This window comes from Streptomyces sp. GD-15H (assembly GCF_045291515.1).
GTDB lineage: Bacteria > Actinomycetota > Actinomycetes > Streptomycetales > Streptomycetaceae > Streptomyces.
On sequence record NZ_CP149447.1, the window covers coordinates 1,531,014 to 1,552,364 of the forward strand.

At 68.6% G+C, this 21,351-nt stretch carries 21 protein-coding genes and 2 pseudogenes; 16 read left to right on the forward strand and 7 right to left on the reverse strand.

All coding sequences use genetic code 11. The features are described 5' to 3' along the window. Window positions 1-140: 140 nt before the first annotated feature. Together WJ438_RS07500 and WJ438_RS07505 are read left to right on the forward strand one after the other, a co-directional pair. Window positions 141-836 (forward strand): aminoglycoside phosphotransferase family protein, encoded by a 696-nt coding sequence (locus tag WJ438_RS07500; RefSeq protein WP_406724503.1) that lies wholly within the window; start codon window positions 141-143, stop codon window positions 834-836. 91 nt (window positions 837-927) lie between these two features. After that, window positions 928-1,341 (forward strand): Tn3 family transposase, encoded by a 414-nt coding sequence (locus tag WJ438_RS07505; protein ID WP_406724504.1) that lies wholly within the window; start codon window positions 928-930, stop codon window positions 1,339-1,341. Between the two features lie 288 nt (window positions 1,342-1,629). Here WJ438_RS07505 and WJ438_RS07510 read toward each other — a convergent pair whose 3' ends face one another. Further along, window positions 1,630-2,568 (reverse strand): NADP-dependent oxidoreductase, encoded by a 939-nt coding sequence (locus WJ438_RS07510; protein ID WP_406724505.1) that lies wholly within the window; start codon window positions 2,566-2,568, stop codon window positions 1,630-1,632. Window positions 2,569-2,827: 259 nt separating this feature from the next. On the opposite strand from WJ438_RS07510, the gene WJ438_RS07515 reads away from it, so the two are divergent. The 3 genes from WJ438_RS07515 to WJ438_RS07525 all read left to right on the forward strand — a co-directional run bounded on the left by WJ438_RS07515 (window position 2,828) and on the right by WJ438_RS07525 (window position 5,595). Then, a complete protein-coding gene (locus WJ438_RS07515; protein ID WP_406724506.1) occupies window positions 2,828-3,067 on the forward strand; it encodes a hypothetical protein in 240 nt (79 codons plus the stop codon). A gap of 69 nt (window positions 3,068-3,136) precedes the next feature. After that, on the forward strand, window positions 3,137-4,228 hold the full coding sequence (locus WJ438_RS07520; RefSeq protein ID WP_406724507.1) for an IS630 family transposase: 1,092 nt from the start codon (window positions 3,137-3,139) through the stop codon (window positions 4,226-4,228). A 77-nt stretch (window positions 4,229-4,305) separates the two neighbouring features. Continuing rightward, window positions 4,306-5,595, forward strand: a complete 1,290-nt coding sequence (locus WJ438_RS07525; protein ID WP_406724508.1) for an IS701 family transposase — start codon at window positions 4,306-4,308, stop codon at window positions 5,593-5,595. Between the two features lie 135 nt (window positions 5,596-5,730). Here the strand turns inward: WJ438_RS07525 and WJ438_RS07530 are convergent, their stop codons facing one another. Then, the gene (locus WJ438_RS07530) at window positions 5,731-6,813 is read right to left on the reverse strand and encodes a zinc-binding dehydrogenase (protein WP_406724509.1); all 1,083 of its coding nucleotides are present in this window, start codon (window positions 6,811-6,813) and stop codon (window positions 5,731-5,733) included. Window positions 6,814-6,927: 114 nt separating this feature from the next. Here WJ438_RS07530 and WJ438_RS07535 point away from each other — a divergent pair, with 114 nt between their 5' ends. From WJ438_RS07535 to WJ438_RS07550, 4 genes are all read left to right on the forward strand, one after another. Beyond that, window positions 6,928-7,194, forward strand: a complete 267-nt coding sequence (locus WJ438_RS07535) for a helix-turn-helix domain-containing protein (protein WP_406724510.1) — start codon at window positions 6,928-6,930, stop codon at window positions 7,192-7,194. After that, entirely contained in the window at window positions 7,170-7,562 is a 393-nt protein-coding gene (locus tag WJ438_RS07540) for a hypothetical protein (protein ID WP_406724511.1), read from the forward strand. The genes WJ438_RS07535 and WJ438_RS07540 overlap by 25 nt, the downstream gene beginning before the upstream one ends. 38 nt (window positions 7,563-7,600) lie before the next feature. Then, window positions 7,601-7,741: a hypothetical protein gene (locus tag WJ438_RS07545; protein ID WP_406724512.1), complete on the forward strand. Its 141-nt coding sequence runs from the start codon at window positions 7,601-7,603 to the stop codon at window positions 7,739-7,741. Between the two features lie 78 nt (window positions 7,742-7,819). Further along, the gene (locus WJ438_RS07550; RefSeq protein ID WP_406724513.1) at window positions 7,820-7,966 is read left to right on the forward strand and encodes a hypothetical protein; all 147 of its coding nucleotides are present in this window, start codon (window positions 7,820-7,822) and stop codon (window positions 7,964-7,966) included. A gap of 299 nt (window positions 7,967-8,265) precedes the next feature. Here WJ438_RS07550 and WJ438_RS07555 read toward each other — a convergent pair whose 3' ends face one another. The 5 genes from WJ438_RS07555 to WJ438_RS07575 all read right to left on the reverse strand — a co-directional run bounded on the left by WJ438_RS07555 (window position 8,266) and on the right by WJ438_RS07575 (window position 14,211). Further along, window positions 8,266-9,612 (reverse strand): MFS transporter, encoded by a 1,347-nt coding sequence (locus WJ438_RS07555; protein WP_406724514.1) that lies wholly within the window; start codon window positions 9,610-9,612, stop codon window positions 8,266-8,268. Between the two features lie 109 nt (window positions 9,613-9,721). Further along, on the reverse strand, window positions 9,722-10,531 hold the full coding sequence (locus WJ438_RS07560) for a mycofactocin-coupled SDR family oxidoreductase (RefSeq protein WP_406724515.1): 810 nt from the start codon (window positions 10,529-10,531) through the stop codon (window positions 9,722-9,724). Between the two features lie 25 nt (window positions 10,532-10,556). Then, window positions 10,557-12,026, reverse strand: a complete 1,470-nt coding sequence (locus WJ438_RS07565) for an aldehyde dehydrogenase (protein WP_406724516.1) — start codon at window positions 12,024-12,026, stop codon at window positions 10,557-10,559. Window positions 12,027-12,304: 278 nt separating this feature from the next. Further along, complete coding sequence (locus WJ438_RS07570) at window positions 12,305-13,480, reverse strand: acyl-CoA dehydrogenase family protein (RefSeq protein ID WP_406724517.1); 1,176 nt, start codon at window positions 13,478-13,480, stop codon at window positions 12,305-12,307. Window positions 13,481-13,551: 71 nt separating this feature from the next. Then, window positions 13,552-14,211 (reverse strand): TetR/AcrR family transcriptional regulator, encoded by a 660-nt coding sequence (locus WJ438_RS07575; protein ID WP_406724518.1) that lies wholly within the window; start codon window positions 14,209-14,211, stop codon window positions 13,552-13,554. Between the two features lie 219 nt (window positions 14,212-14,430). Between WJ438_RS07575 and WJ438_RS07580 the strand changes: the two genes are divergently transcribed. The 7 genes and pseudogenes from WJ438_RS07580 to WJ438_RS07610 form a co-directional block, all read left to right on the forward strand. Further along, on the forward strand, window positions 14,431-15,216 hold the full coding sequence (locus WJ438_RS07580) for an enoyl-CoA hydratase/isomerase family protein (protein WP_406724519.1): 786 nt from the start codon (window positions 14,431-14,433) through the stop codon (window positions 15,214-15,216). Beyond that, entirely contained in the window at window positions 15,213-16,100 is an 888-nt protein-coding gene (locus tag WJ438_RS07585) for a cyclase family protein (protein ID WP_406724520.1), read from the forward strand. The genes WJ438_RS07580 and WJ438_RS07585 overlap by 4 nt, the downstream gene beginning before the upstream one ends. Continuing rightward, window positions 16,097-17,032, forward strand: coding sequence for a hypothetical protein (locus tag WJ438_RS07590; protein WP_406724521.1), 936 nt, complete (start codon window positions 16,097-16,099; stop codon window positions 17,030-17,032). Before WJ438_RS07585 ends, WJ438_RS07590 begins: the two co-directional genes overlap by 4 nt. A gap of 26 nt (window positions 17,033-17,058) precedes the next feature. Further along, a complete protein-coding gene (locus tag WJ438_RS07595) occupies window positions 17,059-17,820 on the forward strand; it encodes an enoyl-CoA hydratase/isomerase family protein (protein WP_406724522.1) in 762 nt (253 codons plus the stop codon). Continuing rightward, window positions 17,817-18,952: pseudogene (locus tag WJ438_RS07600) on the forward strand (CaiB/BaiF CoA transferase family protein). Before WJ438_RS07595 ends, WJ438_RS07600 begins: the two are co-directional and overlap by 4 nt. After that, complete coding sequence (locus WJ438_RS07605) at window positions 18,949-20,973, forward strand: acetoacetate--CoA ligase (RefSeq protein WP_406724523.1); 2,025 nt, start codon at window positions 18,949-18,951, stop codon at window positions 20,971-20,973. The pseudogene WJ438_RS07600 and the gene WJ438_RS07605 overlap by 4 nt, the downstream one beginning before the upstream one ends. Continuing rightward, window positions 20,970-21,341 (forward strand): annotated as a pseudogene (locus WJ438_RS07610) (AMP-binding protein); the annotation flags it as partial. The gene WJ438_RS07605 and the pseudogene WJ438_RS07610, both read left to right, overlap by 4 nt. Window positions 21,342-21,351: the final 10 nt, after the last annotated feature.

The following is a 21,351-nucleotide window of genomic DNA, read 5'->3' on the forward strand; positions in this document are numbered from 1 at the left end:
TCATACCCGCCGACCACACCACCACCGACACAGGCCGGGACCACGCCCCGGCCCACCCGCCCCCTCACGCCGCCATCTCGCACGGCACACGGCCTACTCCGCTAGAAAACCCCTGGTCACGCGGCCGAATGAAACCCTTGATGGAGCAGGAGTGGTTGCCCCGCCTCGCGCCCCGGCTGCCCACGGCTATCCCGGAGGTGCTCGGGGCCGGGGAGCCCGCCGAGAGGTATCCGTGGCCGTGGCCGGTGTACCGGTGGCTGGCGGGGGAACTTCCCGAAGCAGGGGCGCTGGACGAGCCGGTGCTGCTGGCCAAGGACCTGGCCGAGTTCGTGGCGGCGATGCGGAGCATCAGCCTGCCGGAGGCACCGCAGGCTCACCGCGGCGGGCCGGTCGCCTCGCTCGACGCGGAGACCCGGGCGGCGATCGAGGAACTGCGGGGGATCCCGCAGGAGGACGTCGACTGCGACGCCGCGGCCGCTGTATGGGAGGACGCGCTGCGGGCCCCCGGCTGGGACGGGCCACCGATGTGGCTGCACGCCGATCTGATGCCGGGCAACTTGCTCGTCGACGGCGGCAGGCTGGCCTCGGTGATCGACTTCGGGTGCACGGGGGTGGGAGATCCGGCCTGCGATCTGTTCCCGGCGTGGAATCTGCTGCCGGTCGATGCACGGGAGGTCTTCCACGAGGCGCTGGGTGTGGACGACGCGACCTGGATCCGCGGCCGGGGGCGGACGCTGTCACAGGCGCTGATCGCGCTGCCGTACTACCGAAGGACGAACCCGGCGATGGCGCACACCGCCCGGCACGTGATCCGGGCGGTGCTGGGAGACGGCTGAGGCCTCCCGAGGTTCCACTCGCAACGCTTCGAGTCCCGAGACGGTGCGCTGGCGACCGCAACCCCGAGGTTGACAAACCGGATGCCGCAGAATGCTGCGCTACCTCTCGGACGCGCCACTGCGGGCCCGAGTGACGGCGGCGACCAACAAGGTCGAGGCGTTCAACGGCTTCTCCGACTGGGTGCGCTTCGGCCAGAACGGCACGGTGGCGGCGAACGACCCGGTCGAGCAGGAGAAGGACGTGAAGTTCACCTCCCTACTGGCCAACCTGGTGATCTTCCACAACACTCTGGACATCGCCGACATGGTCCGCGAGCTGCAGGCCGAGGGCCGCCCCGTCGACCCGCTCGACCTCGCGCAGGTCTCCCCGTACCTGACCGAACACATCAAACGGTTCGGCGAGTACTCCACCCACGAACTCGGCATCACCCCGGACGACTACGACGCCCGCCTGGACGTCGACTTCAGCGTCCTCGGCGGCGATGACAAGGCGGCCGCAGCGTGACGGACAAACCTGTGCAACATCCCGCGGGTTCGCCATGCCCCTCGGTTCCCCGGTATGGGGCCTGAACAGGCACCTCGTCGCTCTCGGCCCGTGTGTCCGGATAGGGACCATGATGTCCTCCAAGGACCTTGGAGGACATCATGGTCCCTACGCGGATCCCTCGCTCCCGTCTGCCGGGCTGACCTGCAGCAACGGGAGATGACAGTCAGGACGATCCCGCGGAATGTCGCACACTCGATGCGGCACCGCAGGTCACAAAACCACGGTGATCAACCTGTCGTTGCAGTACTAAAACGAGATGACCGGCCGCCCACGGACGCCGCCGCGTTCGAGCATGCGGTGCGCGTCGCTGGCTTGGTCGGGTGCGAACGTCTTCGCCACGCGCGCGGTGAGTACCTTGCTGGTGGCCAGTTCCCTGATCTCGGACAACGCGTCGGCGTTATCCAAGTCGTTGATTACGAACACTCGCTCGACCTTGATGCCGCGCTCGGCGGCTCCAGGGAAGGGCATCAGTGACACAATGTGCCCCTCGTCCCGGACGGCGGTCAACACGGGTGGCCCCACCCGGGCGGCGTCGATCAGCCCGTCGGCACCACCAGCCGTCTGTTCCCGGATGGCCTGCGGCGCATGATCGTCCCTTGGGACGACGAGGTCCGCGCCCATTGACTCCACCGTGTCACGGTCCTTCTCGCCCGCCACCGCGATGACTCGGAGACCCTTGGCTTTCCCCATCTCTACGGCCATTCCGCCAATCGCCCCAGCAGCCCCGAAAACGGCGACCGTGCTCCCCGCAGGCAGTGCCAGCATCGCATAGGTCCTGTAGACCGTGAGCGCATTCATCGGCAGCGTCGACGCTTCCGTGAGGCTCATGCCCTCCGGAACCGGGACAACCGAAGCTTGCGGCACGATGACGAACTCCGCCTGCGCACCGCCGGTCGGGCGCCACGCCGACAACGGGGCCATGACCTCGTCGCCGGGGCGGATAGTGTCGACACCCAGACCAACCTCGTCCACCACACCGGCCAAATCCATGCCAGGTATGTAGGGCGGCTTGAGATCGCCGAGATAGGCGTGCTGAGCACCGTTGCGCAGGAGCAAGTCGGTCGGGTTCACCGCGGCGGCGTGCACCCTGACCCGAATATGCCCTTCCCAGGCGTGAACTTCGGGCACGTCGGCGACCTCGAGCACCTCGGGACCACCGAACTCGGGAACGACTACCGCTCGCATAGAGCCTCCTTCAGCTATCAGTGATTCTGCGGATTGCGGTCATCAGCATGGTGTCCAGCCCGCCATCGAGCAGAATCTCCTGCCCGGTGAGGTAACCCGCCTCCAGTGTGCGGGTGCCATTAACGAACGTGTCACCAGCCCCAAATGGCGATGTTCTGTCTGGTGAGCACGCTCTGCGCTGATCTCAAGCGTTGTCGCGGGCGCGTTCGAGGACTCGGTACACCGCCAGGACAACAAACGCGTCGCCGCACTGATCACGGTGATCTTCCTGGCCCTGCTGCCGTTCTTCCTGATTGAACGTCAGGTCCGCCGGGCACTCGGGGGCAGCCAGAAGGTACGGCCCACCGGCCGCATGATCCTCTACCACCTCTCCGAGCTGAGGCTACGGGTCACCAACGCCACCGACCCGCCCGTCGTCGCCATCACCCGGGGCATCCAGCTCCACCTGCTCGACCTCCTCGGCCTGGAACCCACACAACCCCGCCGGCCACAGACCTGAACGCGCTACCCGCGAAGTACGGAGCTAGTGTCCTGAGTCTTTATTTCGATTTAGAAGTATTCTGTGGGCATGGCGCGTATGGGTCGGCCGACGGTCGAGGTGGTCCTGTCGGACGCGGAGCGAGAGACGCTGCTGCGCTGGTCGCGGCGGGCAACGTCCTCGCAGGCTCTCGCGCTCTGGTGCCGGATCGTGCTCGCGTGCGCGGACGGCGGCTCGAACACCGCGGTGGGGGCGGAACTTGGGGTCCATCCGGTCACGGTGGCCAAGTGGCGTAAGCGGTTCGCGGCCGATCGGCTTGAGGGCCTGTCGGACGAGCCGCGGCCCGGACCGCCGCGCACGGTGAGCGACGAGAAGGTCGAGGAGGTGGTCGTGCGGACCCTGGAGACCACCCCGAAGAACGCCACGCACTGGTCGACCCGGGAGATGGCGGCGGCCAGCGGCCTGTCCCAGTCGACCGTCTCGCGGATCTGGCGGACCTTCGGCCTCAAGCCGCACCTGGTGGACACCTTCAAGTTGTCCAGGGACCCGCAGTTCATCGAGAAGGTCCGCGATGTCGTCGGCCTGTACCTGGACCCGCCGGAGCGGGCGATCGTACTGTGCGTGGACGAGAAGTCCCAGATCCAGGCACTGGACCGGTCGGCGCCGGTGCTGCCGATGATGCCGGGCATGCCCGAGCGCCGCACCCATGACTACCTGCGCGGCGGCGTGACGACGCTGTTCGCCGCGCTGAACGCGGCCACCGGCGAGGTCATCGGCTCGCTCCACCGCCGGCACCGCGCGGTGGAGTTCAAGAAGTTCCTGGCCAGGCTGGACAAGGAGGTCCCTGCCGACCTCGATGTGCACCTGATCTGCGACAACTACGCCACCCACAAGACGCCCGCGATCCGGAAGTGGCTGCTGGCCCATCCCCGGTTCCATATGCACTTCACGCCGACCAGCGCATCCTGGCTCAACCAGGTCGAACGCTGGTTCGGCCTCCTGACGGACAAGCAGATACGACGCGGAGTTCACAAGAACGTCCAGGCCCTGGAGAAGGACATCCGGGCCTGGATCGCCGACTGGAACGAGAACCCCAGGCCCTTCGTCTGGACGAAGCCCGCTGACGAGATCCTCGAACGCCTCTCGGGATATCTGAAGCGAATTCCCGACTCAGGACACTAGCGGTGATTTGTTGACTTGGGGCAGGGTCCGCGGTAGGCCGGTAGGTGGGGGATTTCCGCAGGCCGGAGGTGGTCGCGATGGTGACCGCGAGGCGTCCGTGCCCGCCGGCGCCGGGACCGCTGGAGGGCTATGCGACCCGGTTCGACGACCTCTTCTCCTCGCTGGCGCAGCGGCGTGGGTTCCGGGAGTACCTGGCCGGGCTGCTGCTGCCGCGGGATCGGAACAAGACGCTGACCTGCCTGGCCGGAGCGGAGCCGATCGTGGGGGCCCAGCACTCGGGGGTGCAGCGGCTGCAGTTCTTCCTCTCCGAGTCGCGCTGGGACCCCGAGCGGGTCAACGCCCGGCGGCTGGAGCTGCTGCGGGCCGATCCGGCGACGGTCCCGCACGCCGATGGGGTGCTGGTCATCGACGACTCCGGGGACCGCAAGGACGGCACCACGACCGCGCACGTCGGGCGGCAGTGGCTGGGCCGGTACGGCAAGACCGACAACGCGGTGGTCACGGTGACCACGCTGTGGGCGGACGAGCGCCTGTACTATCCGCTGCACGCGGTGCCCTACACCCCGGCCCACCACTTCGAACGGGGCCGCAGCGACCCGGCCTTCCGCACCAAGTGGAAGATCGCCGCCCAGCTGGCCGGCCGGGCCCGGGCCGCCGGATTCCCCTTCCGGGCGGCGGTGGCCGACGGCGCCTACGGCGACCTGGACGACTTCCGCTGCGAACTGCACGCCGCCGGTGTGCCGTTCGTCATGGCCGTCAAACGCCGCCGCGGCATCTGGGCCTACGGTGACCAGGCCCGCACCCCGGTGGACGCCGCCCGCGAGCTGGCCTGGGACGGCCCCGGGGAGCCCGGGGACTGGACGCCCGTGGTGCGCACCTTCCGCGACGGGCACACCGCCATCTGGTGGGCCGCCGACGCCACCTTGGGCTTCTGGGGACCGGACGGCCTGACGCGGCTGGTGGTGGCCACCACCGACCCGGCCACCCTGCCGGAGAAGGCCACCTGGTACCTGGCCACCGACCTGCCCCGGCCCGGCTCGCCCCGCGCCGTCGAGTCCCCCTATCCGCCCGCGGACCTGGCCGAGATCGTGCGGATCTACGGCATCCGCACCTGGATCGAGCAGGGCTACAAGCAGGTCAAGGACGAATTGGGCTGGGCCGACTTTCAGGTCCGCTCCGATGCCGCGATCCGTCGTCACCAGACCCTGGTCAACTGCGCGTTCACCTTCTGCTGGGAGACCTGGCTCACCGACTCGGGACCTGAGGCAACGTCGGCACCGGCATCGGACACCGACGCCGGAGAGAGGGGAACGCATCGGTTCCGCCGTGCTGGCCGAAGGCGATCCGCGCCGTCCGCGGCTGGCTGACCCCCGCGGTCGCGCTGCAGCGCTGGTGGCGGGCCTGGTCCACGGCGTCCCCGCCGACCGAGCTCCAGAGCCTGATCGACGCGGTCACCACCGGGCACACCGTGAGCCTCTACTCCCCGGTTTAACAAATCACCGCTAGTCGAACATGATGACTTGGCGCAGGACGTCCTTGCCGCTGTCGAGGGCTTTGAGGGCGTCCGGCGCGTCCGCGAGGTTGATCTTCTCGGTGACGAGGCCCTCAAGGTCGAGTTGTCCGCTTCGCCAGAGGTCGAGGTAGGTCTGGTAGTCCCGTAGTGGGACGACCGAACCGCCGACCGATCCCATCAAGTTCTTGCCGTCCATGGTCATCTCGTAGAGCGACAACGGGGAAGGCGTCGACGGTGACCCGATGCCGGACAGGACAACCGAGCCGCCGATGCGGGTAGCATCCCAGGCGGCCCGGATCGTGGTGTCGCGGCCGACGAACTCGAAGGCGTAGTCGAATCCGCGCCCGTGGGTGAGCTGCGCGGTGAGCGTGGCCAGATCGTCGGGGGTGACGGCGTGGGTGGCGCCGAAGGACCTCATCTTGTCGAACTTGGATTCGATCGGGTCAACGACGACGATCGTGCTGGCGCCGGCCAGGCGCGCGCCCTGGATGGCGGCAGCTCCGACACCGCCGGCGCCGATGATGACGGCGGTCGCGCCCGGCTCGAGCTTCGCGGTACTGATCACCGCGCCGACGCCGGTCATGACGGCGCAGTTGACGAGTGAGGCGATCTCCCAGGGCACGTCGTCACCCTGGAAGGGCACGACGTTCGTGGCGGGCAGAACAACCTCCTGGGCCCAGGCGCCGAGGCTGACCATCCCGTAGGAGGGAACTCCTCCGACGAGGAAGTTGTGGGTCGCGGCCCCCTTCTGGTCTTCGTGGCCGCACAGGAACGTTTGCCCGCGCACACAGTAGAAGCAGTGGCCGCATCCGCGGAGATTGGCCAGGATGACCCGGTCGCCGACGCCCATGCCCTTGACCTGGGCGCCTGCCTCGATGATCTCACCGGCGCCTTCGTGGCCGAGTACCACCGGCAGGCGAGTGGGCCACGTGCCGTTGGTTGCCGACAGGTCCGTGCGACACACACCTGAGGCGCGCATCCGGACTTTGACCTGGTCGGGTCCGACCTCGACGGATTCGACGTCGTCACGCACTTCCACGCGGCCCAGTTCCTCTGTGACTACTGCCCTCATGTCCGCTCCGCTTCTTCGTGTGGTCCGCTGCTGACGCCCTCTACCGTGGACGGGCACGCGCAACCGCTACACCATTATGTTACTCAGTACCGAAATTGGAGGCGAACGAAGGCCGTGTCCGAGTCCGCTCAGTCACGTCGGCCCGGCCGACCACCGCAGGTCAGCGCCACGACGATCGAGACAGTCGCTCTTCGGCTCTTCGTCGACCAGGGCTTCGCGGCGACGACCGTGTCAGACATCGCCCGGCGGTGCCATGTCAGTCGCACCACGGTTTTCCGCTATTTCCCGACCAAGGCCGATCTGGTCTGGCCGGCTTCGACGCGCACGTCACACAGTTGCGGTCGCTCCTGCGGGGCATGCCCGAGCTGCAGCCGACAATGACCGCAGTGCTTGCGGCCGCCGTCGGGGCTTTCGAATCGTCCGTCGACCAGGACGGTGTCTGGCTCACCCGCTACCGGGTGCTCCGCAACGCCACAGAACTCCGGGAAGCCGAGTGGGCCCGCTGGGCTGACTGGCGAACAGCGGTCGCCGAGTTCGTGGCGGCCAGAGTCGGCGGCTCCCCCCAGGATGTCATTCCGTCGGCCATCGCCGGTGCCGTGCTCTCGGCCTACCTCGCCGTTCACAACGCATGGGCAACGGCCGACCAGGAGCCCCGCGAGCCGGCCGCGACCCTGCGTCGCGAGCTTCTTCCCGTCTGCTCCGCGCTTGAGACCCTCATCACCGTGCGACAAGGCCGCGCCGGGGAATGAAACGTTCGGTGTAACTCCCGATCATGGAAGATGCATCGATGACCAGCAATAACGTGACCGAGGTCGAGACTGTCGAGCCGTCTGAGGGGGGACCGGCGAAGCCTGCGGACGACCGGCTGATTGACGAGCTGGGGGGCCGGGCTCACGCCGAGGGCCTGCAGCTGGCCGCCAAGGGCTGAGCAAACGGCTGAACGCCTACCGCCGCCAGGGCCAGGGGCGCAACGCCGACCACAGCGGCGGCGAGTACATCTGGCAGCTTGCCGACTGACACGCTCCTGGTCGCCTGGCACACCGTGGCCGAGCCGCCCGCCGGCCAGGCCGAGGCGGAGCTGATCGCGGAGTTCACCGCGCTTCACGGAGCGCTCCCCTTCGCCAACCGCAACCGGGGCTCCTCGATCTACTGAGCTCCCTGGATTGGGTTGACAATCGGCTTCGAGTCCCGGTACATCAAGTGCTGGCCAGGAGGGCGTATTCAGTGGTGCAGCAGGCGGCAGGTCGCCGTCAAGCCGACGCGAGGGACTCAGTAAGGAACCGTAAGCACACCCCTCCGGAGCATGATCGTTCTCAGTGTCAACGGCTGTACCGTGTCCCGGGACCCAGCTCTCACGCCTCCAAGATCATCCCACTGCCCTTTTGGGCTCACCTTGGCCGGACCTCAGAAGGATCGCCCCGCCGCGCACGGGCAGGCGACCCGCCCGTTGTGTCAGGCGCGGAGCGGGTCCGCCTCTGCCTCACCGGCCCGAGCCGACGAGGGCACGTCCGTGTCGGCCGCACTCCGGTTCTCCGTGAGCACCAGGATGCTGCTCCCGGTCAACACTGCCGCGAGGACCACCAGCAACGCGATCGGGACGAAGGTCCGGAACTCGGCGTAGAGGGCCGTCGCGAGGATCGGGGTGAACCCGCCCCCGATCAGCGAACCGACCTGGTATCCCAGCGAAACACCGGAGTAACGCACGTGGATGGGGAACAACTCGTGCATGAATGCCGGGAGCGGGCCCTGCAGGGCGGCGACGAGCACCTGAGCCACGGCTACGCCGAGGGCGGCGCCCGCGAAACCGCCGTTGCCGATGAGCAGGAACGCGGGGAAGACCCAGACGGCGAGCCCGACGACCCCGCCCAGGTAGACCTTCTTCCTGCCGATCCGGTCGGAGAGGATTGCAAAGAGGGGGATCGCGACGACCTGCAGCATTGCTCCGAGGATCACCGCGGTCAGCACGGTGTTGTAGGACATCTTCAGGACGGTCGTGCCGTAGGACAGCACGAAGGTCGAGAAGATGTAGAAGCCGACCGCGAGCAGGATCAGCGTGCCCGCCCCGAGCAGGACGTTCTTCGGGTGTCGGCGAAGGACCTCCAGGATCGGCGAACTTGTCTTGGTCGCAGTCTTCTCGGCTCGCTGCATCGCGGCGGTTTCCTCCAGCTTCAGCTGGGCGAAGAGGGCCACGGCGATCAGGGTGAAGCTCAGCAGGAACGGGATGCGCCACCCCCAGGCGAGGAACTGCTCGTCGGTGGTGATGCCTGTCGCTACGAGGAAGACGACGCTGGACAGCACGAGGCCGATGGGAACGCCCAGTTGGGCGAAGCTGCCGTACAGGCCCCTGCGACCCGGGGGCGCGTTCTCGGTCCCGACCAACACGGCGCCGCCAAATTGGCCGCCTACCGCGATTCCCTGCACGATGCGCAGGACCACCAGCAAGATCGGGGCTTGCGCCCCGATTGCCGGATAGGTGGGGAGCAGTCCGATGAGGGTCGTGGCCGCGCCCATGAGGAACAGGCCGATGACGAGAGCCTTCTTCCGCCCGACGCGGTCTCCGAAGTGGCCGAAGATCACGCCGCCGACGGGACGGGCGATGAAGCCGACCCCGAACGTGGCGAAGGCGAGGAGGGTTCCGGTCAGGGGGTCGGCCGACGGGAAGAACAGTTTGTTGAAGACCAGCGCGGCGGCGGCCCCATAGATGAAGAAGTCGTACCACTCGATCGCCGAGCCCACAGTGCTTGCGATCACGATCCTCGAGAGCGAGTTCGAGGGGTGTGTCGTGCCGTTCGACGTCATCGTCGTGCACCTTCCAGTGCGGTGAGGTAGACAGCGGGGGCACCTCGGGGGCGCCCGTGACGGTCACGGGTGCCCCCGGCCGCTCTGGCTGAGCGGCATGTGCGGTTGTTCAGCGGGTGGTGCAGCCGGCGTCGACCGTCATCTCGAGGCCGGTGACGTATTGGGCCTCGTCGGAGGCGAGGAAGAGGACGGCGTTGCTGATGTCGCGGGGTTCGACGAACTCGATGGGCAGCGAGTTGACGAAGATCCCGCCGGTCGACGGGTCGAGGCCGATGAGCTCGTCCATCCCGCCGAGCCCCTCGAGCAGCGGGGTGCTGACGCCGGTGGGGTGCACGGTGTTGACGCGGATGTTCTTCTGCGCCACCTCGTTGGCAATCGACTTCATGATCCCGACGACTCCGTGCTTGGCCGCGACGTAGGGGGTGAGGAAGGGCTGGCCCTTGATGCCGGCGGTCGAGCTGGTGAGGATGATCGATCCGCCGCCGCGCCGTATGAGGTGCGGCAGGGCGGCGACGACGGTGTTCCAGGTGCCGGTCAGACAGACGTCGATCGTGTCCTGCCAGATCTGCGGCGTCACCTTGTCCCACGGCTGCACCGTGCAGATGCCGGCGTTGGCGCTGACGATGTCGAGGCCGCCGAGCTGGTCGACGCCGCCGGCGACAGCCCTGGCCAAGGCGGTTGGGTCGCGGACGTCGGCCACCGTGGCGACGATGCGGCGGTCGAGGGCCTCCACCTCCTTGACTGTCTGGTCGAGGTCGGCCCTGGTGGCCATGGCGTACCCGACGCTGTCGTAGTTTGTGCAGGCGTCGATCGCGATGACGTCGGCGCCTTCCTGGGCGAGCCGGACGGCGTGGCTGCGGCCCTGTCCGCGAGCGGCGCCGGTGATGAGGGCGATCTTGCCCTGGACCCGTCCTGCCATGGTGTCTGCCTCCTTGTTGTGGTGGTCAGGACCGGCCCGCGCCGATGGGCGGCATGATGCACTTGAGCTCGGTGTAGTCGGCGATGCCCTCCGGCCCGCACTCGCGGCCTACGCCGGACTGGCGGTAGCCGCCGAAGGGGCCGGCCATGTCCATGTTGTGGGAGTTGACGCCGACGGTGCCGCAGAGCAGCCGTCGGGCGACCTCGACGCCACGGTCGGGATCGGCGGTCCAGACGCTGCTCTCGAGCCCGTAGGGGGAGTCGTTGGCGATGCGGACCGCGTCGTCGATGTCGGTGTAGGGGATGACGCAGTAGACCGGGCCGAAGATCTCCTCCTGGGCGATGCGCATGGAGTTGTCGACGCCGGTGAAGATCGTGGGCTCGATGTACCAGCCCGTCGGGTAGTCCGCGGGCCTGCCGCCACCGGTGGCGGCCTTGGCGCCTTCGGTCTTGCCGAGCTCCAGGTAGGAGGCGACGCGGTCGCGCTGGCGGCGGGAGGCGAGCGGGCCGATGAAGGTGTTCGGGTCGTTGGGGTCGCCGAAGGGCAGGGACCGCAGGGTCTCCACGATCGCCTCGGTGGCCTCCTCGGCACGCGGGGCCGGCACGAGCAGGCGGGACGGGGCGTTGCAGGCCTGGCCGTTGATGAAGGCCATCGGAGGGGTGAGGGCGGGCATCGCGTCGGCCAGCACGACGTCGTCGAGCAGGATGGCGGCGCCCTTCCCGCCGAGCTCGAGCGTGCAGCGCTTGACGTTCTCGGCGCAGATGGCGCCGACGCGTTTGCCGGCCGCGGTGCTGCCGGTGAGCGAGACCTTGTCGACTCCGGGGTGGGACACGAGGTACTCGCTGACCTCACGGTCCGCGGGGACGATGTTCAGCACGCCCTCGGGCAGCCCGGCCCTGCGGAAGGCGTCGGCGAGGAAGTTGAAGCTCAGGCAGGCCTCCTCCGAGGGCTTGAGCACGGCGGTGCAGCCGGCCACGAGTGCAGGGGCGAGCTTCATGGCCGCGACGATCTGGGGGCCGTTCCACGGCACGATCGCCGCGACGACGCCGACCGGCTCACGCTCGATGAGCAGCTCGAGCGAGGCGTTGACCTCGTCGTAGGAGGGCCGGCGCTGCCGCCACGGGTAGTCCTCGGCCAGCGCGGCGAAGTACTCCCAGATCTGGTAGGCCCGGGGCACCTGCACCGCTAGGGACTGGGCGATCGGGGAGCCCATCTCGGAGGTGATGGTCCGGGCGATCGCGTCGGTGTTGTCGCGCAGGTTGGCTGCGGCCTCGTGGATGATCGCGGCCCGCTCGCTCAAGCTCATCCGCGGCCAGGGTCCGGTGTCGAAGGCTGTGCGGGCGGCGCCGACTGCGGCGTCGACGTCCGCACGGACCGCGGCGGCGACGCGTCCGGATTCTTCCTCCGTGTGAGGGTTGTAGGCGGTGATCCACTCGGATCCCTGGGAGGGGATCCAGTCCCCGCCGATGAACAGGCGGCCGTCAGAGCTCGACATCGTTTGCTTCCTCCAATGTGGACGGGTGTGCTACCTGTGCGCCGGGCGACGGATGCCCGTATGGGGTTGGTACTGCAACCGCACTCATCGCATCACCGCAGGTCAGACCTGGTGGACGGGCTCTCCTGTGGATTGATGGCAAGTCCGTGGAAGTGGCTTCCCGCCCCCGCTCCGGCTGCTGCTAGGAGGTCAGCCGCCCGTAGCTGACGGCCTGTCATCTTCTAGCGTGGGTTGCGCCGCGCTGGCCCTGCGGTGATACCGCGAGTTCGGTTGCAGTCTTAGTAGGACTTCGGGAGCTTGAGCGCCCGCTCGGCGACGTAGTTCATGATCTGTTCCTCGGTGACAGGGGTGATCCGCAGCATCCGCGCCTCCCGGAAGTAGCGCTCGACGTGGTACTCCGTCGCGTAGCCCATGCCTCCGTGGGTCTGCACTGCGCGGTCTGCTGCGAAGCAGGCCGCGCGTGCGGCGAGGAACTTCGCGGTGTTGGCCTCGGTCCCGCAGGGCCTGCCGCTGTCGTAGAGCCGCGCGGCGACCCGGGTCAGGTGCGCCGCGGCGAGCAGCTGCATGTGGGCGTCGGCGAGGGGGTGCTGGATGCCCTGGTTCTGTCCGATCGGGCGGCCGAAGACCACCCGGTCCCGGGCGTACTCGGTGGCACGGCGCAGGGCTGCGATCCCCAGCCCGACTGCCTCGGCCGCGACCAGGATCCGTTCCGGGTTGAGCCCGTCGAGCAAGTTGTAGAAGCCGCGCCCCTCCTCCCCGACGAGGTTCTCGCGTGGGATCGGCAGGTCGTCGAACACGACCTCGCAGCTGGCCACGGCGTTACGACCCATCTTCGGGATCGGCCGGATGTCGACGTGCGCCGGATCGAGGTCTACCACGAACAGGGAGAGCCCGTCGACCGGCCGCGTGGTCTGCCCCAGGGGTGCGGTGCGGGCGAGGACGAGCGCTGAGGAAGACTGCAGGCCCTTGGTCATCCAGACCTTGCGGCCGCGCAGCACCCAGCCGTCGTCGGTGGGGATTGCCCTGGTGGTAATGCGGGTGGTGTCGCTGCCGGCGTCGGGCTCGGTCACGCTGAACGACACGTGGATCTCACCGGAGGAGACGCGCGGGAGGTACTTCGCGCGCAGGGCGGGGCTGCCCCACTTCGTGACCGGGTGGAATCCGAACATCGACAGGTGCACCGTCGAGCAGCCGTTGATGCCGGCGCCGCTGGCAGCGATCTCCTGCAGTGCCAGGGCGGCGTCTTCGACCGTCGATCCCCCGCCGCCGTACTCCGGCTCGGCCATCATTCCGACGATGCCGAGCTTGACCATTGCGTCGTAGAAGTCGTGGGGGAACTCGTGGTCGGTGTCGTGGCGCGACCAGTACTCGTCGTCGAAGTCGGCGCAGACTGAGCGGATGGCTCCGACAAGGTCGCGTTGGGTGTCGGACAGGTCGAGATCGAACACGTTCATCCCTCTGGTGGTCGGGGCCGCTGCTGCGGTCGGATGGGGTGCGCAGTAGCGAGGGATGAGTGCGCCGAGTGTCAGGGGCGGTTTTCCGGCTGGAGTCCGGTCAACACCATCCGTGCCATGCCCGCGCCGATCTCGGATGCGTCCATGAGGCCGTTGGGCCTGAACCATGCGTGGGATGAGTTCGTCATCCCGATCACGCAGTTGGCGATGACGCCCGGGGGCAACGCGGTCCGCAGATCGCCGTCGGCGATTCCCTCTGCGACGACCTGCTTGACCAGGTCGAAGTACTGCTGGTTCCACTCCCGGATCGTGGTCTCCCACGGTCCAGTCGCGGTCTCGGTGTCACCACCGATCTTGCTGAAGTCCTCCTGCACGAAGACGTAGAGGTAGGGGTAGTGCCGCTCGAACGACTCCATGAGGAGTTCGATCAGGCGGGCCAGCTTGCGGCTCGCCGGGAGGGGCTGCGCGACGACCTTCTGCGCGGACTCGATGTTGGCCGTCACCGCCTCCGAGACCACGTCCCGGAACAGCTCCTCCTTGCTGCCGACGTAGTAGTACAGCGAGGCCCGGGACATGCCGACCTCCTCGGCGACGTCGTTCAGTGACGCCACCCGCAGGCCCTTCGCCCGGAACACCCGCACCGCCGCCTCGCGGATCGCCATGACCTTCTCGGTGTAGGCGGGATCGTCCGCCGCGGCCCTGGCTGCCCGTCGTCGGCCTATGTCGCTCATCGTCGGCCTCCTCTCGGTAGCCGACGCTAGCAGATGGGGGCGAGAGTAAACGGATTCGTTGACCCCGTCTAGTCCTCGCGTGGACTTGAACCCGCATGGGTTTACCAACGCCCCTGTCGACAGCATTTCATCGCAAGACCATTGCTTGTAAACGGGGGCGTTGATAACGTCCTGGCGCGGTCGGGGTTGCATGGGTGCACCGGGCCGAGGGAGGACGAAATGAGCGAGTGTGTCGTCACACGTGAGCGAGTAGGCAAGGCCCTTCACCTCACGATCAACCGCCCTGAGCAACGCAACGCCCTGTCGAACGAGGTGTTCGTCGAGCTACGGGCGGGTCTAGCCGCGGCAAAAGCCGACGGATCAGTGCGCGCGGTGGTGCTCGCTGGTGCCGGTGACAAGGCGTTCTGCGCCGGCGGCGACCTGCGGCAGATGAGTGAGGAGGGCGACGAACTGGCCGCGCACCGTGGCAGGGCCGGTCTGGCGCAGGTGATCCGCGACCTGTGGGAGCTCGGGAAGCCGACGATCGCCCGGGTTCAGGGGTACGCCCTGGCGGGCGGATTCGGCCTCGCCGCCGCCTGCGACTTCCTTGTCGCAAGCGAGCGCGCCGTATTCGGGGTTCCTGAGGCTCGGGTCGGCTTGTGGCCCTACATGATCACTGTGCCGCTGATGCAGTCGATGCCACCCAAGGAAGCACTGCGGCTGATGCTCACCGGGCGGCGGATCGACGCGGTCGAGGGCAGACGGTTGGGCGTGGTCAGCGATGTGGTAGACCACGACAACCTGGACAAGGCCATCGCCGACCTCGTTGACGAGCTTTCGCTTGCTGCGCCGCAGGCTGTCTCACTGGGCCGCACCACCTTCTACTCGGCACTGGGTAACGACGTCGACGCCCGGCTGCGGATGCTCGAGGCGTCCCTGACGGTCAACCTCGGCCTTGAGGACGCAAAAGAAGGCCTGGCCGCGTTCGCACAGAAGCGTCGGCCGGCGTGGCAGGGGGACTCATGACCACCATCCAGCAACTCCCGGCCGCATGGGGCCGCTGGGGTAAGGACGACGAGCGGGGCGCGCTCAATCTCCTCACTCCTTCCGCGACCTATCGTGGGCTCGAGACCGTACGAGAGGGCCGGTCGCTCTCCCTGGCCGTGCCTCTGCGCGCGGGCAAAGGGCCGATCGCCGGACGGCGCGCGCCGTTGCAGCACTTCATGGTCCGCGACGGCGGAGACTACGCAGCCGGGCTCACCGAGAAGGGATTCGGGTTCGCCGATGACTGCCTTGTGCTGTCTACGCACGGCAACACCCATCTCGACGCCCTAGCTCACGTGTGGCAGGACCACCGCATGTGGAACGGGCACTCCGCGGATCACGTCACCAGCAACGGCGCCCGCCGGTGCGGGATACACCTGGTCGGGCCGATCGTCACCCGCGGGATCGTCGTCGACCTCGCCGGCCCCCACGGCCCGAGCCAGGACGATGAGCATGCCATCTCGGTTGACGAACTACGTACTGCCGTCGAGGCGACCGGCTGCCTCCCGCAGGACGGGGATGCACTACTCGTGCGCACCGGCTGGCTGCACCGCTGGCGCGAAGGCGAGGCCACCGAAGCCCGCTGGGCCGGCCTCGCCCCGGACTGCGCGAGCTGGATCGAGGAGCAGGGCTTCGTTCTTGTCGGTGCCGACAACATCGCCGTTGAGGCTGGCCCGTCCCCCGACCCGGACGACGCGGCACCGCTGCACGTTGAGCTCATCCGCAATCGCGGGATCCACCTCATGGAACTCGTGGACCTCGAGGCCCTCGTCGCCACCGGTCGCCACGAGTTCCTGCTGGTCGTCGCCCCACTGCCGCTCGTCGGCGGCGTCGGCAGCCCGGTCAACCCGGTGGCTGTTCTGTGAGCGCCCCGGACCGCAACGTCGCTGTCTGTGAGGCCTGGCTGCGTGACGGAATCCAGGGCTGGCCCGACGTGCTTCCGACCCAGGACAAGGTCCGGATGCTGCAGGCGATCGCCGGCTGCGGCGTCCCTGAGATCGACGTGACCTCGTTCGTCCCCACCCACACCGTGCCCCAGTTCGCCGACGCCGAAGAGGTGCTCAGTGCGGTACCGGACGACGTCAAGGTCCGCGTCCTGACGGTCAACGTCCGTGGCGCCAAGCGCGTCGCCGACGCCCACGCCGCGGGGCGCCCGATCGACCGCTGTGGCTTCCCTATCTCCGCGAGCGAGCCTCACAACCTCGCGAACCTGCGCCGGGACCACGCCACCCACAAGGTCGCAGTCGCCGAAATGGTTGATGTCCTCGGCACCGCAGGCATCTCCCCGCTGCTCGGGGTTGCGACCGCATACGGCTGCCCGATCCAGGGCCGGGTCGAGCGCGAGGATGTGCTCGCGCTCGTCGAGTGGGGACACTCGCTTGGCATCCGCGCGATCATGTTTGGCGACACCACCGGCATGGCCGACCCACGTACCGTCCACGAGCTGTTCACCTTGGCTACCAACTCGTTCCCGGACGTGGAGTTCATTGCCCACTTCCACGACAACCGTGGCTGCGGCATCGCCAACACCCTTGCCGCGATCGACGCCGGAGCAGCGACGGTCGACGCCAGCCTCGGCGGAATCGGCGGCGAACCCGCCGCCGTCGAGCAGGGCTTCGTCGGGGAGAGCGGCAACGTCACGACCGAGGACCTGGTGGCCGTGCTGGACCGGATGGGCGTCCGTACCGGAATCGATCTGCCCGCCCTACTGACCGCCGGCGAGATCGCGGAAGACGTACTGGGCCGCCCCCTGCTCAGCCGCGTCCAGCGCGCCGGACTCATCAGTAACCCCCGCTGACCAACCACCTTCTCGAGGAGCAGCCCGTGGGCCGGATCGATCTCGACGTCGTCGACCACATCGCGACGATCACCCTGGACAACCCGAACAAGCGCAACGCCGTAGACGCGCCGATGCGCGACGGGCTCCGCGCCGCCTACGAGCGCATCGAGCACGACGACGACATCCACGTCGCTATTGTCCGCGGCGCCGGCAACCGCGCGTTCTCCTCCGGCGGCTACATCGACGGCTACCACGAGGTGAACGCGTTCGGCCCCGGTGGCGGCGGCCCACCCCCCATCCCGCGGCCGTGGCCGATCTGGAAGCCCTTCATCGCGGCCATCAACGGCTACGCCGTCGGCGGCGGGTTCGCGCTCGCCCTCGCGTGCGATCTCCGCGTCGCCGGCCGGAGCGCGACGCTCGGCCCATCGGGGCTGCGCCGCGGCGCGGTCCAGGGCGCCCAGCAAAGCCAGCGACTCAGTCGTCTCGTCGGGGCCAGCAAGGCATTGGAGCTGCTGCTGCTGTCCCGCTACGTCGGCGGCGAGGAGGCCGCGAGCTTCGGGCTGGTGCAGGCAGTCGTTGACGACGAACAGGTGATGGACACCGCCATGGACTGGGCCCGCACGATCGCCGGATACAGCCCCTGGGCGGTGCAGCGCACCAAGCAGCTCGTCTACGAGGGCCACCACATGCCGCTTGGCGAGGCGTTCGCCTGGGAGGAGGAGGTCGCCGCCGAGGGGTACCGCAGGCCGGATGCGCTCGAGGGCTTCACGGCGTTCAGCGAGGGCAGAAAGGCACGGTTCTCATGAGCTCTGGTCCTCTCGCCGGTGTCCGCGTGGTCCACCTCGCCTCCCTCGGCCCCGGCCCGTACGCCGCGATGCTGCTCGCCGATCTGGGTGCCGAGGTCATCGTGGTCGACCGCACCTCGGACATGGAGACCTCCGTGCCGGCCGAGCGCGACCCGCGCCGACGCGGGCAGCGCAGCATCAGGCTGGACCTGAAGCAGCCTAAGTCCCGCGAGGTGCTCGATGTGATGCTCCGCCGCGCCGACGTGTTCTGCGAAGGCATGCGCCCCGGTGCGGCCGAACGCCTTGGCCTCGGCCCTGAGCGCCTGCTCGAGCTCAACCCGCGACTGATCTACGCCCGCATGACCGGCTGGGGGCAGACTGGCCCACTCGCCCACGACGCCGGCCACGACATCAACTACATCGCGCTCACCGGTGCTCTGCACGCAATGGGTGAACCCGAACACCGCCCCCCGGTTCCGCTGAACCTGCTCGGTGACTACGCAGGCGGCAGCACATTCCTGGTGATGGGCGTACTGGCCGCACTTCTGGAACGGGTCAGCTCCGGCCGCGGCCAGGTCGTCGACGCCGCCATTATCGACGGCGCCGCATCGCTCACCTCGGCCACGCTCGGGATGCTCGCCACCGGCCGCTGGGGCGAGCGCGGTACCAATGTGCTCGACGGGGGCACACCTGGTACCGCACCTACCGCACGGCGGACGGCGGCCACGTCGCCGTGGGCGCGATCGAGCCCCGGTTCTACGCCGAGTTGCTGACCCGGCTCGGGCTCGATCCCAAGGAATACCCGCGCGAGGACCAGTCCCGCTGGAATGCCCTCGCCAAGGTCCTGGCCGAGACCTTCGCCTCCCGCGACCGCCGGCACTGGGAACAGATGTTCACCGGCACCGACGCCTGCGTGACCCCCGTGCTCTCCTTCACCGAAGCCCTCACCCACCCGCACCAGTTCGAACGCGCCGGCTACCTCGAGGTGGCAGGGGTCCCCCAGCCCGCCCCGGCGCCGCGGCTCTCCCGGACCCCGGCGCCGCGCCCGTCGGCCCCGCCCGCGCTCGGCGGCCACACCGGCGAGATCCTGCGCGAGCTGGGCTGGACCGACGACGCCATCGCCGCGTTGCACAAGACCGGAGCAGTCGCATGACCATGACCAGACCCCGCGGCGAGATCCTGCGCCCCGTTCCAGCCGACGCGATCGACACCACCCGCATGGGCGCCTTCCTGCGTTCCGCCGAGGCTCGGACCGGCACCGCGATAACCGGCCACGACGAGCTGTGGCAATGGTCAGTCGAACACGCCGCCGACTTCTGGCAGCACGTGATCGACACATTCGACCTGATGATCTCCGGGATCCCGGGCCCCGTACTCGCCGACCCGACCATGCCAGGGGCCCGCTGGTTGCCTGGCGCGCGCCTGTCCTATCCCGCGCACGCGCTGCGGGCGGAGTGGTCCGGCCCGGCGCTGGTCGGTCTCTCCCAGACCCGCGACCGCGTCGAGCTCTCCTTCGCTGAGCTGCGCGACCAGGTCGCACGCTGCCGCACCGGGCTCGCTGCGCTGGGGGTCGGTCCGGGTGACCGCGTCGCCGGGTACCTCCCGCACGTGCCCGAGACGGTCGTCGCCTTCCTGGCGACCGCCTCCCTCGGTGCCGTGTGGGTCTGCTGCCCGCCCGAGTTCGGGGCACGAGCGGTGATCGATCGGCTTTCCCAGGTCGATCCCGTCGTCCTGATCGCCGTGGACGGGCACCGGTACGGAAACAAGGAGATCGACCGCAGGCCGGAGGTGGCCGCGATCCGCAGCGCGCTGCCCACACTGCGGCACACCGTGACTCTGCCCTACCTGTATGACGACGCTGCCCCGGACGGCAGCCTCAGCTGGTCCGAACTCCTCCGCGAGCCTGGGCCGCTCGAGTTCACCCCGGTCCCCTTCGACCACCCGCTCTACATCCTGTTCAGCTCCGGCACCACCGGCCTGCCCAAGGCGATCGTCCACGGCCACGGCGGGATCCTGCTCGAACACCACAAGAGCCTCGGTCTGCACAACGACGTCCACGCCGGAGACCGGTTCTTCTGGTTCTCCACGACAGGCTGGATGATGTGGAACTACGCGGTGTCAGCTCTGCTGCTCGGCGCCACCGTCGTGTGCTTCGACGGCAACCCCGCGTGGCCGGACGCCGACGCACTCTGGGCCGTAACCGAACAGGAACGGCTGACCTACTTCGGCACCTCCGCAGGCTTCCTCATGAACTGCCGCTCCGCCGGCCTCACCCCCGCAGCGCAGCACGACTTGAGCTCGCTGCGCGGGATCGGGTCGACCGGATCCCCGCTGCCCGCCGAGGGCTACCGCTGGGTCCACGAGCAATTCGGCCCGCAGATCCTGCTCAACTCCGCGTCCGGCGGCACGGACGTGTGCTCCGCCTTCGTCGGGGCGTCCCCCCTGCTGCCGGTCCGCGCCGGCGAGATCCCGGGACGCATGCTCGGCTGCGCCGTGCACGCGCTCGACCCGTCGGGACGGCCCGTGATCGACGAGCCGGGCGAGCTCTCCCTCACTTCGCCCCTCCCGTCGATGCCCGTCGGACTCTGGGGCGACGCCGACGGCTCCCGGTTTCGCGACACCTACTTCGGCCGCTGGCCCGGCATTTGGACCCACGGCGACTGGGTGACATTCACCGCCGACGGCGCCTGCACCGTCAGCGGCAGGTCCGACGCCACACTCAACCGTGGTGGCGTCCGGCTCGGCACCTCCGACTTCTACACCATTGTCGAGGACATCCCCGCCATCGCGGACAGCCTCGTCGTGCACCTCGAAGACCAGCAAGGTGGCGCCGGAACACTGGTGCTGTTCGTCGTTGCCGAGCCCAGTGCCCCGGACAGGAGCGAACTGCGCGAGGAGATCGTTCGCCGGCTCCGTAGCGACATGTCGCCCCGCCATGTTCCGGACGAGATCGTCTGGCTCCCTGCCCTGCCCAGGACCCTGTCCGGCAAGAAGCTCGAGACGCCGGTCAAGCGCCTGCTCATGGGCGCCCACTCCGATGATGTCGCCGCCCGCGACAGCCTTGTCCACCCCGAAGCGCTGCTCGACATCGAGCGGTGGCGCGACGGCCATCCCCAGCTCACCCCGCAGCGGCCGTGCCGCAGCGGGACGGATCACCGGGAGGAGCGGCAATGACCGCTAGCTACCTTGAGTCCATCCCCACCCACGAACTCACCATCGTTCGGCTCTTGGAACGGCGCGCGGCGCTCGCCCCGGAGGGCCCGTTCTACTCCTGGGCGGACTCCGTGAGCACATTCGGCGAGTTCAACGCGGCCGTCAACCGGATGGCCCGCCGGCTGGTCGCCGCCGGAATCACCCGCGACACCCACGTTGCGGTCCTGATGAACACCTCGCCGGACTACCTCACCCTCTGGTTCGCCCTCGCCAAGGTCGGCGCAGTCGAGATCCCGATCAACACCGCGTACATGGGCGACATGCTGCGCCACCAGCTCACGACGAGCACCGCGACCGTGTGCGTCGCCGACGCCACCTTCGCCCCCGAGTTGCTGAGGT

Excerpts from the sequence above, each read along its gene's own strand:
- WJ438_RS07530 (WP_406724509.1), bottom strand. The coding sequence starts at position 6,813 with ATGAGGGCAGTAGTCACAGAGGAACTGGGCCGCGTGGAAGTGCGTGAC.
- WJ438_RS07510 (WP_406724505.1), bottom strand. The coding sequence starts at position 2,568 with ATGCGAGCGGTAGTCGTTCCCGAGTTCGGTGGTCCCGAGGTGCTCGAG.
- WJ438_RS07500 (WP_406724503.1), top strand. The coding sequence starts at position 141 with ATGGAGCAGGAGTGGTTGCCCCGCCTCGCGCCCCGGCTGCCCACGGCT.
- WJ438_RS07580 (WP_406724519.1), top strand. The coding sequence starts at position 14,431 with ATGAGCGAGTGTGTCGTCACACGTGAGCGAGTAGGCAAGGCCCTTCAC.
- WJ438_RS07525 (WP_406724508.1), top strand. The coding sequence starts at position 4,306 with ATGGTGACCGCGAGGCGTCCGTGCCCGCCGGCGCCGGGACCGCTGGAG.
- WJ438_RS07585 (WP_406724520.1), top strand. The coding sequence starts at position 15,213 with ATGACCACCATCCAGCAACTCCCGGCCGCATGGGGCCGCTGGGGTAAG.
- WJ438_RS07505 (WP_406724504.1), top strand. The coding sequence starts at position 928 with ATGCTGCGCTACCTCTCGGACGCGCCACTGCGGGCCCGAGTGACGGCG.
- WJ438_RS07545 (WP_406724512.1), top strand. The coding sequence starts at position 7,601 with ATGACCAGCAATAACGTGACCGAGGTCGAGACTGTCGAGCCGTCTGAG.
- WJ438_RS07560 (WP_406724515.1), bottom strand. The coding sequence starts at position 10,531 with ATGGCAGGACGGGTCCAGGGCAAGATCGCCCTCATCACCGGCGCCGCT.
- WJ438_RS07570 (WP_406724517.1), bottom strand. The coding sequence starts at position 13,480 with ATGAACGTGTTCGATCTCGACCTGTCCGACACCCAACGCGACCTTGTC.
- WJ438_RS07555 (WP_406724514.1), bottom strand. The coding sequence starts at position 9,612 with ATGACGTCGAACGGCACGACACACCCCTCGAACTCGCTCTCGAGGATC.
- WJ438_RS07565 (WP_406724516.1), bottom strand. The coding sequence starts at position 12,026 with ATGTCGAGCTCTGACGGCCGCCTGTTCATCGGCGGGGACTGGATCCCC.
- WJ438_RS07605 (WP_406724523.1), top strand. The coding sequence starts at position 18,949 with ATGACCATGACCAGACCCCGCGGCGAGATCCTGCGCCCCGTTCCAGCC.
- WJ438_RS07520 (WP_406724507.1), top strand. The coding sequence starts at position 3,137 with ATGGCGCGTATGGGTCGGCCGACGGTCGAGGTGGTCCTGTCGGACGCG.
- WJ438_RS07540 (WP_406724511.1), top strand. The coding sequence starts at position 7,170 with ATGCCCGAGCTGCAGCCGACAATGACCGCAGTGCTTGCGGCCGCCGTC.
- WJ438_RS07575 (WP_406724518.1), bottom strand. The coding sequence starts at position 14,211 with ATGAGCGACATAGGCCGACGACGGGCAGCCAGGGCCGCGGCGGACGAT.